Origin of the sequence: Nocardia ninae NBRC 108245 (assembly GCF_007990755.1) — a bacterium.
GTDB lineage: Bacteria > Actinomycetota > Actinomycetes > Mycobacteriales > Mycobacteriaceae > Nocardia > Nocardia ninae.
Genome location: NZ_BJXA01000030.1, coordinates 20,308 through 33,647, shown reverse-complemented (window position 1 = coordinate 33,647; position 13,340 = coordinate 20,308). Strand labels below are relative to the sequence as shown.

13 protein-coding genes and 1 pseudogene are annotated in these 13,340 nt (G+C 62.5%); 10 read left to right on the top strand and 4 right to left on the bottom strand.

Annotation, left to right across the window (positions count from 1 at the left end; translation table 11 throughout):
* Nucleotides 1-115: 115 nt before the first annotated feature.
* Genes NN4_RS21890 through NN4_RS21875 form a run of 4 tightly spaced genes read left to right on the top strand, consistent with a single transcriptional unit; the run spans nt 116 to nt 2,476 of the window.
* The gene (locus tag NN4_RS21890) at nt 116-1,090 is read left to right on the top strand and encodes a hypothetical protein (protein WP_147134446.1); all 975 of its coding nucleotides are present in this window, start codon (nt 116-118) and stop codon (nt 1,088-1,090) included.
* A 5-nt stretch (nt 1,091-1,095) separates the two neighbouring features.
* The gene (locus NN4_RS21885) at nt 1,096-1,629 is read left to right on the top strand and encodes a hypothetical protein (RefSeq protein WP_147134442.1); all 534 of its coding nucleotides are present in this window, start codon (nt 1,096-1,098) and stop codon (nt 1,627-1,629) included.
* Complete coding sequence (locus NN4_RS21880) at nt 1,626-2,030, top strand: hypothetical protein (RefSeq protein WP_147134439.1); 405 nt, start codon at nt 1,626-1,628, stop codon at nt 2,028-2,030. The genes NN4_RS21885 and NN4_RS21880 overlap by 4 nt, the downstream gene beginning before the upstream one ends.
* Nucleotides 2,027-2,476, top strand: coding sequence for a DNA-directed RNA polymerase subunit beta (locus NN4_RS21875; protein WP_147134436.1), 450 nt, complete (start codon nt 2,027-2,029; stop codon nt 2,474-2,476). Before NN4_RS21880 ends, NN4_RS21875 begins: the two co-directional genes overlap by 4 nt.
* Nucleotide 2,477: 1 nt before the next feature.
* Here NN4_RS21875 and NN4_RS46205 read toward each other — a convergent pair whose 3' ends face one another.
* A complete protein-coding gene (locus tag NN4_RS46205) occupies nt 2,478-2,837 on the bottom strand; it encodes a hypothetical protein (protein ID WP_246181006.1) in 360 nt (119 codons plus the stop codon).
* On the opposite strand from NN4_RS46205, the gene NN4_RS21870 reads away from it, so the two are divergent.
* From NN4_RS21870 to NN4_RS21850, 5 genes are all read left to right on the top strand, one after another.
* Nucleotides 2,733-3,545: a nucleoside hydrolase gene (locus tag NN4_RS21870; RefSeq protein ID WP_308633333.1), complete on the top strand. Its 813-nt coding sequence runs from the start codon at nt 2,733-2,735 to the stop codon at nt 3,543-3,545. The genes NN4_RS46205 and NN4_RS21870 overlap by 105 nt on opposite strands.
* Entirely contained in the window at nt 3,542-4,279 is a 738-nt protein-coding gene (locus NN4_RS21865; protein WP_147134432.1) for a hypothetical protein, read from the top strand. Before NN4_RS21870 ends, NN4_RS21865 begins: the two co-directional genes overlap by 4 nt.
* Nucleotides 4,276-4,779 (top strand): DUF4254 domain-containing protein, encoded by a 504-nt coding sequence (locus NN4_RS21860; protein ID WP_246181005.1) that lies wholly within the window; start codon nt 4,276-4,278, stop codon nt 4,777-4,779. The genes NN4_RS21865 and NN4_RS21860 overlap by 4 nt, the downstream gene beginning before the upstream one ends.
* Before the next feature lie 197 nt (nt 4,780-4,976).
* The gene (locus tag NN4_RS21855; RefSeq protein ID WP_147134429.1) at nt 4,977-5,369 is read left to right on the top strand and encodes a hypothetical protein; all 393 of its coding nucleotides are present in this window, start codon (nt 4,977-4,979) and stop codon (nt 5,367-5,369) included.
* Complete coding sequence (locus tag NN4_RS21850) at nt 5,366-5,962, top strand: DUF3558 domain-containing protein (protein WP_147134426.1); 597 nt, start codon at nt 5,366-5,368, stop codon at nt 5,960-5,962. Before NN4_RS21855 ends, NN4_RS21850 begins: the two co-directional genes overlap by 4 nt.
* Nucleotides 5,963-6,721: 759 nt before the next feature.
* Here NN4_RS21850 and NN4_RS21845 read toward each other — a convergent pair.
* Nucleotides 6,722-8,839, bottom strand: a complete 2,118-nt coding sequence (locus tag NN4_RS21845; protein WP_147134423.1) for a TPR repeat domain-containing protein — start codon at nt 8,837-8,839, stop codon at nt 6,722-6,724.
* Between the two features lie 173 nt (nt 8,840-9,012).
* Nucleotides 9,013-9,321 (bottom strand): hypothetical protein, encoded by a 309-nt coding sequence (locus tag NN4_RS21840; protein ID WP_147134419.1) that lies wholly within the window; start codon nt 9,319-9,321, stop codon nt 9,013-9,015.
* Nucleotides 9,322-11,195: 1,874 nt separating this feature from the next.
* Here NN4_RS21840 and NN4_RS21835 point away from each other — a divergent pair.
* Nucleotides 11,196-11,960, top strand: coding sequence for an ESX secretion-associated protein EspG (locus NN4_RS21835; protein WP_147134416.1), 765 nt, complete (start codon nt 11,196-11,198; stop codon nt 11,958-11,960).
* A 424-nt stretch (nt 11,961-12,384) separates the two neighbouring features.
* Here the strand turns inward: NN4_RS21835 and NN4_RS21830 are convergent.
* A pseudogene (locus tag NN4_RS21830) lies at nt 12,385-12,719 on the bottom strand (histone-like nucleoid-structuring protein Lsr2).
* Between the last annotated feature and the right edge of the window lie 621 nt (nt 12,720-13,340).

The following is a 13,340-nucleotide window of genomic DNA, read 5'->3' as shown; positions in this document are numbered from 1 at the left end:
CCTTTTCGACTGGAGATGGATATCGCGAGGGGGTCGAGTTGCCAGACAGTGACGTGCTTCCGTCGATCAGCGACGTCGTTGATGCGGTTTTGGGGGTGCCGCAGTGACAGCTCAGATGTTCGGTTATGTGCAGCTGGCGGCGGCTCAGACCTCGCCGAACAGAATGGCGGAGCAGCTGGAGGAGTCCGCTCGCAGCTACGGGGGTTCCGTGTGGGGGCGGATCTTCTGTGAGGCACGGTCACCTGTGCGCGATCTGTGGGCGCTGTTGCATGCGTTCGATCGCGAGTCCGGCGCGCAAGTGGTAGCCCGTCTGTGGCAGTTCGCCGAGCGCGAGAGAGTGGACCTGGAGAAGCTGTTGAGGAGCGCGCCACCGACCTCAGCACTGTGGTCGCTGCTGGATGCGCTGGATAACGCCGATGCCGGGCATCTGCTGGTTCCGTCCCCGGAGCACTTCGACAACCTGGGTGTTCCGCGTCACGTTCTGCTACACCGCATTTCGCAGGTCGCGCCGCAAGCGAAGGTGCTCTACGTCGATTCCAGTCTCGGTTGTGGCGAGCGGCCCGGGCGGATAGCGGAGTTCGAAGTTCCTGCCTTCTCGCTGGCCGAAGAGATCGTGGAATTGAACCTGCGTAAGCAGTTGACACGCTCGGGACTCGGTGACCTGGTCGAGGCGGTCGATGACCTTATGCATGAGCTGGTTGGTGATGCGGTGCGGGCGAGCGTCACCAACCTCGGGTCGGAGCCGGGCAGGATGCGCGTCGAGGTTTGGTGCCCGCCGGAGTCCGCCACTGTAATGGTGGAGCTCTATGAGACACGAGATCATGCCGACGAGCCGGTCAGCGAAGCAGTGCAACAGATCTGCGGCACCGACCATGGAGGTAGCGCACGGCGTGCCCGGTCCGACACGGGTGGCACGGTAACGCGATGTGAGATTCCGCTACCGGGGTTAGATCGGCGGAACCGACGGGCGCATCCGCCGATGCCCGAGACGAACACGGCAGAGTTGACATGCCCCCGGCGCCGGCCTTTCGACGACCAAGGGCACTGGCTGCCGCCTGGCTGGGCGCCGTCGCTGCCGGGTGGGCGGTGATTGCGATGGGCCCATACGGTGCGACGGTAGTGGTCGGGATTTCCGACGGGCGGGGACCGTTCCTCTCGCCGGAGGTGCTGTTGTGCGCGATTCAGGGGCATCTGGACAGTGACGCGCCGATGGCGCGGTGGGCTCGGCAGCTGAGCTGCTTGTATCGAGACTGGATCACCGACCCCGCTGCGGGACAACGGATTCGTGAGCAGATCGGTGATGTGATCGCTGCCATCGACGCCTGGGTCTGCGGGCAGCTGCCGCGTCCACTGCCGGGCGTCCCTCGCGGCACGGATTCAGTTGGCGGGGTTATCGCCCGGGTCGCAGAGGCGTGGGCGTGCGCCAATTGGGCGCTGCACGATCTCGATGACGCTGTGCAACGGCATCGGGCATGGGATCACCTGGCGGAGATGAGCGAGGGATACGAGGACTTGGTGCGGATGGTGATGGACGGGCTGATCATTCTGCCGAAGTCGTGGCCGGGTATCGGATGGCCCTGCATCGAAGCAACAGCATGCGCGGGCCCCCGTAGGCGAGGTGAGGCATGATCGCGCCGGGATATGTTCCGCCACTCCAGTTCTTGGCCATCCAGCAGCGTCAGATACTCGACACCGCGATCGCGTGGCAGGTGCAGCGCACGCGTTGCGAGGTTCTGCTGCGCGGGAATGGCGTGACAATTGTGCGGCAGCCCGGTCCGCGTCCGAATCACTTGCTGCACGCAGGGATTACCATCCTGACGCGGGGATTGTGGGTGCAGATCTGGATCGCCCGCATCTATGCGCTGCGGCCCACCACGCTGAGGTTGGCTATCGATGACGACGGGGTGATCCGTGGCCGACCAAGCGCCGACAGTTGTCAAATCCTGTTTTCGGGGAGTGAGTTTCGTTTCTCCGGGCTGCGGCTGTGCAGCCCCAGCCAGGCCGTGTATGGCTCGGCCGTGAGCCGATGAATGCGGCGGGAGTGGACCGGATCCTGGATCGGTGCCGTTACTACCGCGAGGTGTGTGCGATCTCCGCGTACATGCGGGAAGGTGGCATCTTCATGCGGGTCGGCGCGGTCGGTGGTGTTCGTATGCCGAGCACCCTCGGTGTCCGCGTCCGCGAAAAGTTGCCGTGTCGTGGTCCGGTCGTCGTGGAGTTCGACCGACAGTCACGGGCATGGTGGACGATGCTGACCGGTTTTGCCGGTCCTCACCTGAGTGAGTGTGAAATGTTCGCGCTGCTGGCCGCGTCGGAAGCGATGGTGATCCCCCTCGGTCATGAGGTCCGGCTACCGGTTCCGCGTGACCCGATCTTTCGGTGGCTCGTGGACAAACCCGTCGACGCCTTCCGCCCCTCACCGGATGACGTAGTAGACGCAGTACTGGCCTGCAAGGCGATGCCTGAAACGGGCTGACCTACCCCATCTTTGGTCTTGTCCGGCCGAACCAGGACACGTAGCTGCGTATCGACTTCGAGCCGAACCATCCGAGGCTCAGCGAGAACCCCTTGCGAGGAAATATGGACTGTCCACTCATCATCAGCACCGACATCGGGGGCGACCCAGACGACGCCTTCGCCCTTGGCCTTGCCGCACTGACCCAGCCGAAACTAAAGAGGTCATCACCGCCGACGAACTCCCCGACGGGCGCCGCTCGAAGCTCGCCCGTCACCTGCTGGACCTGCTCGGCCGCGACGACGTCGACGTTGCGGCGGGCCATGTCCTGGGCCAGAGCAAGTACTGGGCCGCGGATGGACTCTTTCCCTCCGATGCCCACAGCTGGACACTCGATCTTTACGACGCGGTGGCAGCAGTATGCCAGGGGACCTCATCTCATCCGCTGCGGTGGCTCGGGATCGGGCCTATGACCGATCTGGCTTATCTCCTGGGGGCTGACGCCACGCACCGTTATCCGCTGGGCCTAGCCACCCGTCTGCGCATCATGCAGATGGGTGGCGCGCTGCACTACCGCGATCCACGTCGCGCCGAGCACAACTTCCGGCTCGACCCTGGCGCAGTCGATGAGGTCTTGTCTCGCGCTGAGCATGTGGCCCTGGTGATGTCGGATCACACTTTCACCCCAGTGATCGCAATCGACGCAGACAGCCCGATCTATCGCCTGCTGGCCGCCTCACCTACACCGTGGGCACAGTTGCTGATCGCGCACCTTGACCAGTGGTTCTCGCGGTTTCATCCTGCCAGCATGTTGCACGACCCGCTGGCGCTCTCTGCCGCGGTGGATCTGCCGTTCGTGACCTTCCAGCATCGAGAATTTCGGCTCGAACCCGATGCGCGCATGTTCGTCGGCCCCGGTTACGTCGCGAAATTGACCACCGGCGTCGACTATACCGGCTTCCTCGACTGGGTCCATCTCACACTGCGCGACGGTAAGCCTGCGCGGCCACCCGGACGGGAATGTAGCCTCGACTGCCTTACTTCTCTCGCCTCCGAGTCGCTCAGGCCCGCGCCACCGACCCAATCATGACCGGCACAGAGATGGGCCCGATGACCTCGGTCGACGACATCAACGGGTCGCCGCCTTGTACAGAGCGCACGGTATCGCTGACGTGGTCCACCCGGAACATCGTCCACGAAACGCGGGATTTCGCCGCCGAGTTCGCTGCTGTGTGGGGACTCGACGATTGGACGGACTTGGTCGGGGACGCCACAGTGCACATGATCGGGCAGATGGTCAGCTGGGCCAGAGTAGCCGCTGATCGCGAGCGGTGGAGCACCGCGACGGTGCTGTCGATAGAGGCGTGGGATGCCACCTGTCCAGAGGCGGAATCTGATTGCCCTGCAAACAGTTCGGCTCCTGCGGGCGCCGAAGTCACTGACGGTGGCTGCGGCTATCGAGTCTTCCGGTCGATGCGATTGCGGGTACACAGTGCCATGGCTGCGGACTCCGGTGTGATCAACGGAAACGACGCCTTGCGCGACGAAGTCGCCGACGGTGTGCGCGGCCCCCGTCGTCGCGACGGTCCCTGTGATCCAAATCTTCCTGACATCCATTGCCGTGCAACAAATTTGCCGAAATTGAGGTACTCCGAATGTTCAGAACCGCAGTCGTCGGCCTTCGTCCACTACACGGTTCCATCTACGGTCTGCGACCTGCCGCTCACCACTGCCGCGAGCACTCATCGGTCGCCCGACAAGCCAGACATCCTCATGGCCGTGCTGTCTGCTTTATTTACCGACAGGAGAATGGAATTCACGTGAATGATCACGACGGTGCAGACGGCGAGGCGGTCATGAGGGTAGCGCTGCCATCCAAGGATATGGTCTTGCAAGCATGCGCAGGAACCGTGGCAATCCCGCACCTCGTTCTGCAAGCCGCCTACGAACTTGCCAGCTTGCACGAAGCGCGCCTGGACCTAACCGCCGACTTCCACGCAATCGATCACGAGCGCGCTCGGCTAGTCAGCCGTATCGACGGCTGGGTGAATGCCGAGAAGCCCTCGGCCTCTGGCGCTGCGTACCTGCACACCGAGACCGTCGGCATGGTCATCGATCGCCTCGCCCAGTTCTCGGTCGACGCACGTCCCATCTCCGGGCCGAACGCCCCGACACTGCGGCTCGTCTACGCCCAGCACCGCCTCACCCAGCTCGCATTCGCCTACGGTGATCTCGCTTTCGAAGTTGCTGCTGGAGCCCGTCGACTGCCCGACTTCTCATTCCCCTTAGATGGAGAGGGGGCGGGCCAGCGGCCGAGCGGGTGAGATACCAGCGGCAGAGGCGGCTGCCGCGGCTGTATTCCGGTGGGGCCTCTGGTCTCGGCATGTCCGTCGAGAACGTCGCAGCGGGCATGGCGGCGGCGCGGCGCATCGACAGCCCAGAAGACTTCGGCGCATCAAGGATCGGATGATACGAAGCTGATATTCTCGCACAACGGGTACACGACTAGGGGGTTGAGGCGATGGCAGATGTCGACTACGGCCAGGCGGAGATTGCGGCGTTCAATGCTGCTGCGGAGGCCGGGACCATCGAGTTCGATCCGGCAGCTGTCACTGAAGCCGTAGGGCTTTACGACCGGATGATCGCCGGGCTCTACCAGATTCGAGACAGAATGCGTGACGCGGTGTTTCAGACCGGATTTGGCGGGTTCGAGTCCGGACTTGAGCTGCAGCGAGGTTTCTGCAACAAGGCCGCAGACGGCATAAACGCCATCAACCAGCTTATTGAGGGTGCCATGCGCCTACAGGAGGCGTATCTACGCGCAGGAAACCTAATTTCCGAGGCTGACCAAAGGAACGCCGATACGCTACGGTTCGTTGCCGAAGCCGCAGAGCCGGGCAGCCCTAAAGCATGAACAAAATCCATACAACTGTGGCGGTCACTGCTGTAGTGCTGGTTCTCGGCGGGTGCGGCAAGGACGGGGCAGGGAACGGCACATTCACCACAGAAACCATGACAACACGGCCGAGCCTGGCTGTCTCCGTGTCACCGGTGCCACCCCAATACAACCAAGGGCGCGACAGGATCAAATTCGACCCTTGCGTAGAGATCGACGATGCAACCATCGCGCGAGCAGGATTTGATCCGACCACACGCGAACGCAACGATTTCATTTCCGATAACTACTCTTTTATTGGCTGCGAATTCGATCATAAGGAAGACGTTCGCGGGCAGAATCTAGCAGTGCGTTCTATGGCGGTCTGGTCGACGAATATCACTCTCGATGAGTTCCGCCGACGAGAGGGCGGCGGCGCCACTGAGATAAAGGTCGGCAGTCGTACTGCCATAACATACCGCAAATCAGATACTTGTTATGTGGCAATGCAAGCGCCTGATGGCGTTGTCAGCTTGCGAACCAGCACCAACGCCGCATTTACAACTGAGCGACCGTGCGACCGCATCAACGAAGTATCTGAGACTATAGAGTCAGCTCTTGGCGGTCGCTGATACATGTTTTGCGGCGTTGAGCTGCGCTCCGCTGAGGGCATGGTTTTCTCAGTAATCAGCGCGTAGGCGTGGGCGCGGGTATTGGTGTTGTCGGGTCCGGCATCTTCTGGATGAAGGGGTCCGGCTTGAATGGCTGACATGCCGACTCCATAGTCCGATAATTCATGTGCAGATCTAATCCATTGTGCACCCACAACCATCGAGAACTGGCTGGTATGGACCCATCAGCAGCGGGTTGATTCGTCCACCTCACTTGCGTGCGACGGAGACCGTAGGGATTCTGGGGTGAATCCGGGCCCTGGACGTTACCTCCCTTCTTCAGCGTGTAGACGCCGGGTGAGTCGAAAATGCAAATCGAAACCTCGACAAGGCCGTCGGACAATTCTTGAACATCGATGGCCCGCAGGGTCTCACCGCCGGTGTCGTCAACGAAATCAGACGGCTGATACGGGTTGGCGTTTGCGCGGGTGTACCCATCGGGATCTGCTTTGCTCAAGAAGGCAGGGCGAATGCTCGCTGCCTCTCTGGGGTCGTATACGCGTTCATCGTCGACTAGCATCTCAAGTGCGAAATTGGCGGCCGACAGTAGCGGTTCCTCCAACGGCACCGCTACCTCCGTGTAGTACTGCTTCGGGGGGTATGGGAACGCCAAGGTCGTGGTGGGGGGCTGGGTGGGGTTATCGGCAGTGGGCCCATTGCATGCGGTGAGGCTCGCGGCCAAAACGAAAGCACTAAAAACAGTCATTCTTGGGGCGCGCATCAGGAACCGCCTTGTCGTCCGAGGTCGATCGCGTACGACTGGTTGTAGTCGGCGACGTATTGACTTAGGCCGTGCGTCGTCAGGAAGTTGGTAAACACCAGTTTTGTCGACTCCTTCTCTCTCAGTTCAGCAGCGTTGATTGGCCCACTGCCGGTCTGCAATTCCGGTGGTAGCTCTCCGGCCGCGTAGGCGGCGTTGAGAATGGACTGGTGCACGTGCTCGGCCGTCTGGGCTTTGAGTACCGCTTCGCTGGGGCGTTCCAGGTACTCGTACTCGGGTTTGCCGAGCCATTCTTGTAGTTTGCTTTCCACTCCGTCGCCGACCTCGATGCCAGTGATTCCGGTGGCGGTATCGGCGCCAGGGATCTTGCCGACCGCTTCGTCGGCTAGTTGGCCGGCGATCGTTGCGCCCATCATTTTCGCTTGATACAGGGCATCGGCTTTGTTGGTGGCCTCGTCGCCGTTCAGCTGATCGTCATGGACCAATGCATCCCAGATCGCGTTGTCGACGCGTCCGGACAGGGTGCCGGCGTCGCTGAGAGCGAGGGCTTCTGGAACCTCGCTGGGCGGATTTGCCTGCATTACTCTTGTGAGTTCGGCGAGGCGGTGTTGTTCGGCGGCGGCGGTGAGGTTAACTCGCCCATCCTCGGAATAAGAACCGAGCTGGAGCAGTCGATTGGCTTCTTCGGCGTGGAACTCCACTCGCCCGTCGGAGTGGATGATGTTTGCGGGGTAACCGGCCTGATAGCCGGGTGTGCTTATGGCGTCGAGATTGGCGGAGAGGGCCTTGCTCACCGAAGTCGCTAGCTCGGGGTTGTCGTGGAAACTCTGCTTTTGCTGCTCCCAGACCTTGTCGTCATCATCGTCGGGAGCGAGCATCTGTCCGAGTCCGGCCAGTGCTTCCCGTCCTCGCATGCCGCGCGGGTCATCGGCCGGAAGCTGTGATTCTTCGGTGATGCGGTCGATGAGAGTCGCTGCGCCGCGGCCGTTGTCGGACTCGGACCAGTCGTGGCCGGTCAGTGAACGGACTGTCTCCTTCTCGTCGTAGTCGTCGGGCATGCCTTGGCCGGACCAGATCTGGTGGGCGGAATCGTCGTTGCGCCCGGCGAATTGGGCGAAGGTGCCTGCGGCGTCGTCGCGGCCGGGCGGGTTGAATTGGTCTTGGACCATGTCCGAGGACTTCAGGTATAGCTGGGTGCCGAGTTCGGTTCCTGGCTCATAGCCCGGATTGGTTTGACCCATGAGGTCAGCTAGCGCGTTGGTGTCTTTCCATTGCTGTTGCAGCGCGACAGTCGGCCCACCGGGTGTGGTGTTGGCATTGATCGGGTTCGGATCCGTGCGGCGGGCTTCGATGAGTTCCCGTATGTCGGTGGGCACGTTCTGGTAGCTGCCGTTGCCGGTGAGTTTGCCATCGGGGGTGCGGCCGGTGCCGACGTCTTCGTTGCTGATCAGTGCGAGCCCGTTGGCCAGGGAGTCGCGCTGTGATGCGGCGACGGTGTTGCCCGCTTCTTCCTGAGTCTTGAGGTGCTCGCTCAGTGCGAGGACGCCTTCCTTGCCCGCGGAATTGTAGAAGTCGCGGTAGTAGTCCTGCACGGCCTGGGGCAGGGTGTCGACTTCGCCGCCGTTGGCAAGGATCTGGAGCTCGGCGTCGGTCAGCGGGTGTCCCGGTAGCTGGCTGGCGATGCTGTCGAGAACGGCGGGGTCGCGCTCGACGGACGGGGTGTTGGCCCAATCGGCGAGTGCCTTGCCGTCTTGTTGCCCGAGGCGGCCGGTCTCGTCCTCGGCGGCGGACACATCCAGGCCAGAGCCGAGGAGATCTCCTGCGGAGCGGACGATGTCAGCTTGTTCGCTGATTTTGCGGGCGGCGTCGGAGACTGCGTTGTTGAGTTCGAAGTACGCGCTGTTGATCAGGCCCTGATGGGCATTGACTGTTTCCTCGGATTCACCAGAGACCCGCCAGTCGTCGGCCACTGTGAGGGCGGCTTGCTCGGCGTCGGTCACCTTGGCGAGCAACGCATTTCGGTACGAGGTGAGCGTGGAGACGGCGCCGGTCAATATTGTGGCCAGATCGCCGACCTCGACGGTCAGCTTACGACCCTGGTCGTGGTCTTCGAGCACTCGATCGTAGGCGGCGTTGTAGGCCGCGCCCGACCAGTCCGCGTGCACATCGGAGAAGTGTGTCTTCGCCTTGTCAAGGTATGCCAGGCAATCACTGTTCTTCGCGGCGACTGTCGTCGCCCAGCTCTCCAGTGCGCTGATGTTCCATTTCTCGACTTGGGAGCGGGTAGGCATCAACGTCTCCCGACTGGGGTCACGTCGATCTCGTTCATTCGACGAGCGAACTCGGCGTCGGTGGTATTGAATTTCTGGGCGCAGTCTGTGGTGATAGCCGCCACTTGGCGCATCCGGGCGGCCACCCGAAGGTAGGCACCCTCCACGAACTCACCCGCCTGGGTGCATGCTTGCGAAATCTCGCATCCGGGCAAGGCATCAGCGAGCAATCCTGCCCCTGTGCGCACGTCGATGTCGTCGACATCCTTGCCGACGCCGTCGAGTACCGACGCGAGTTTGTTCAGCTGGTCGATATCGGCCTTCAGCATGCACCGCCCCCTTCTCGGTTGAAGATTCCACTCCGCCAAGGATCCTATCCCGTGCCATCGGGTGACCACGCCGCTCGCTATGACAAGTTCGATGCCCAAGATAGTTGCGCTGGAGTGCCGTCAGCGGGCTGGCCGAGCAGCCTTGATTCAGCCTACTGAGATGCCCATCTACGTTGGGGGCCAAGCACACTCGAGGTTGTTGCAGGCTCGGCGAGCGATACTGCGTGACGTGCTAATCTCCCCGTGCGAGGAAACTCTGTTTGCGATACAAGGGGGCGCGACATGGGTGGGCAGGACGAACCAATAGCGAATCCGACCCCACTACCAGGGATAGTGGTTCCTATTCCGCTGCCGATCCCCGGCGCGATGGATCCCGCGGCCCTGCAACAGACTGTGAACGCACAGACCAAAGCCGGAGAAGCCCAAGGCCGGGGCAGCCGGGGCGATTCCGAACTCAATGATCTCGGCGCCGGGACTGACCCCGATTTCGTCAACACGATCGAACACTTCGAAGGCATGACGCACGAGGCCATGTACCAAGCGGTGCACGGACCGGGCGGCATGGACGCTGCCGGGCTACGGACGCTGCAACGAACCTGGTTCGACAGCTACTCCGAGCTGGTCAACCTATCGACCTTCAATCTGATGGGTATGAACCGGATCTTCGGCGATGGGGGCTGGCAGGGCGCCAGCGGCGAGGCGGCACAGGCCGCGTCTCAGCGATTCTCTCAGGCAGCCAACCAGATCGGCCGTGTCTTCGATTCGGTCGCCAACCGCATGGATGCTCTGGCATGGTCGGCCGAAGCCGTGCGCACGGCAGTCCAACCACCGCCGACGTCGGTCGTTGTGGCTCCCGATCCTGACAGTCCCGTTGAGTCGATCCTGCCCGGCCTGATAAACCCCGAGTTCGACGAACAAGTCCGTACCGCCCGCGAACAAGCACGTCAAGCAGCTATCCGCGCACTCAACAGCGCCTATACGCCGACCTTTCCACCTGCGGGGACCGGTGTTCCCGCCTACACAACCGTGCCGCAGATCGCGGGTACCGACGCCCCGAACATCAGCCCCAGCGCCGACACTGGAGCCAACGGACCCAGCAACGTGGGCGGGGATCCTCCGGATGCCGACCCGGAGTCGCCGACCCAAAGCCTCACCGGCGCGGCCCCTTCGGCTGACCCCAATGTGCCGGCAACCAATCCGGCAGGTCTCGGACTCCCCACAGGGTTGGTTCCGGACACGAACAACGCATCCACCAATCCGGCCAGTACTACTCCTGCGGGACTGAGCCCCAACACGACAACCAGCCCTGGAATCCCGGGAACCAGTCCGGGCAGTCCAGGAGTTGGGCCGTATAACTCGAGTCCGGGCAGTCCTAGCGGGCCGGGACCTGGCGGATTGGGCGCCCCGAGTTCCTTGCCCGGCGGGCCCGGTTCTTCCCGACCCGGCACACCAGGCGCGAGCCCGGTCGGCGCAGGGACCCCGAGTGCCGGTGCACGGCCCGGAGTAGGCACCCCTGCCCGGCAGATGGGAGCGCCGATTGCCCCAGGAGCCGGAGCGCGCCGACAGGACGATGAAGCCGAACACTCGGCACCCGACTACTTGCGACGCGTGCAGCCCGATTGGACCGAAGGTTTGGAAAGCCCGAGCGGCACCATTGGCGCCGACTTGGTCCCAGACCACGACGTCGCCTTCAATATGAATGAGTCGAGGCATGAAGACGCGGTGCCGAATCCCGCTCCGGGATCCGGTGTGAATTCGGCCAGCACCGACCCAGCGCCTCCGGTGGATGATCCGCAATTGGCACCGCCGGTCACATTCACCGGTGTCGGGCCCCTGGATAGCAACCCCGGCGGTTCAGCCGGTCGCTCCACCAGGTGAACACGAGGACGGTCTGGGACTTCACACCTGACGAATTCGCCTGGGTGTGGGCCGAAACTGGACTGGACGAGTATCCGGACCCGATCAGCATCATCGAATCGGCCACGAACCAGGACGACTACGCCCGCCTGATCGGCGAAATCAGCGCCCGATACCCGCATTACGCCGATGCCGACCTCACCGGCCCACTACGAGTGCTCGCCAACCCAGACCTCCGGATCATCTGCACCGGCCGATCCCTCACCTCGCACAAACGGGTTCGATCTGTCGGCGGGGCAGTCGGAGACCTCGGCGTGGTCCTGTTCCAAAAGTCGGGTTCGACAGCAGATTTCGGCGGCAACATCAAGCTGGTCGTTACCCAACGGCGCAACCTCGGCAAGCACCTCGCCGCCACCATGCCCACAGCGCCCCCCGGCGCAGCAGGACAAATGATCGGATACACCCGACGAGTACGCGGACAAGAACCATCCACTTCATACCGACACCCTGACGACGGTCAACAATCCATCGAAGAACGCATCCGAACCCTATTGCGTGCACCACGGACCGCCGAAGGCCACCTGAAAATTGAACGCTACCTTCACGACCGACGGCACCACCACCCCGCCGCCTACCTGAGCTGGATCGACATCCGAAACGGACACCCGGCCGCCGGACGGTACCTGATCGATGTCAACGCCAACGACACCACCGTAACCCCAGCCTCCGCAGACACCATCGCCAACGAACTGCACCACAGAGCTGAAGTCGGTCACCCATGAGTCATGAGCTGCCGCAGAAGTCGCCGGTGCCGTCGGCAACTTGCCCGGTGAGATCGGATGCCTCCGTGCTTGTTGGGCGGGCGACCACTGAACGCTTCGTTGGCTGGACCTCGCTCGCCGAGATCGAAGTGACCGCGCGCGGTCCCCGTTCCCAGGTGTTACGTAGCCGCGGTCGTCAGGCGACGTAGCGGCCCGCCAAAGCAGCAGCCGAATCCAGGCTGATGGACAGTCTAGGGGCTCCGCCGCCGCTCGGGCTATGGCACAGTTACTTTCCCCCACGGCGCCTCGAAACCGAGGCCTTCGCACTGCCACCTCTGCCCGTCTTGTGGGCGTCAGCCGCTCCTGAGGTTCTCGCGTCGGGCGTCCGAACACAGGAGATCATGTTAGGGCAGCACCTGGTCAGTACATAGCGCCAAGGTTGGGGCTATGCGTTCGCCTTGTTGTATGCCTCGGTGATATCAGCGGAGATTCGTCCTCGTGCCGACACTTTGTGTCCGTTCTTGGTCGCCCAGTCGCGGATGGCGGCTGAGTCCTCACGGGTAGCTACTGGCCGGGCCTTGCTGCTCTTGCCCCGCGGTGCGCGTCCAACCTTGCGGGCGTGAGGAGTCCAGTATTCGAAGATGCCGCGCAGTGTGCTGGCGTTGAGGACGGACAGATCTATCTCGTAGGTCACCCCGTCCAGTCCGAAGATGACGGTTTCTTCAGCGGCGACTTGCCGTCGTAGTCATCGACAAGGGTGACAACAACTTGGCGTGCCATAAAAAATTTCCTCCGTGACTGATGAGCGGTGGGTGTCGGGTGGCAATGGTAGCCGAAGAGGTAAGAAGGCCAGGCCCTCCGGACGGCTGCGCGTCGTGGCAGCGGGAATTCGCAAGCCCGATTCGGTGTGTCAACAGAAGGGCTGGTTTTGGTCGGCTCCGTTTCAGGAGCCCGTCGAAGCAGCGGCGGGCCGCGCGCCTCATCGCGCATTCCGGTCTCTGTTCCCGAGGAGATGTCTAGTTGGATGGCGCGATGCAGCGCTGGTGGGTTCGGTGGAGGCAGGGCTCGGTCGGCGAGTGGCCTTGCCGTGGCGGCCAGACGTCTGTTTTCGTAGCAGCTGATGGCTCTATGGGGTGAAAAAGGTTGTATGCAAACAGGTTTCGTCAGGTCCGGAGGTCCGTGTCCTTGTCGGGGATCCGTCCAGATGAAGACCATTCCAGCCAGCAGGCTCTCGATGGGCAGCTGGTTTTCAAAACCGATTTCGTGCTGTCGGCCGATTGACGCTCTCAGCTGACGGACATCCGAAGTTGTCGATGATCAGGTAGCACCCCGACACAGCTTCTTGAGGGGGCTCCAGCAAGTAGTGCTACCCCGCCGTGGGTATGGGCTCTGCGCCCGACC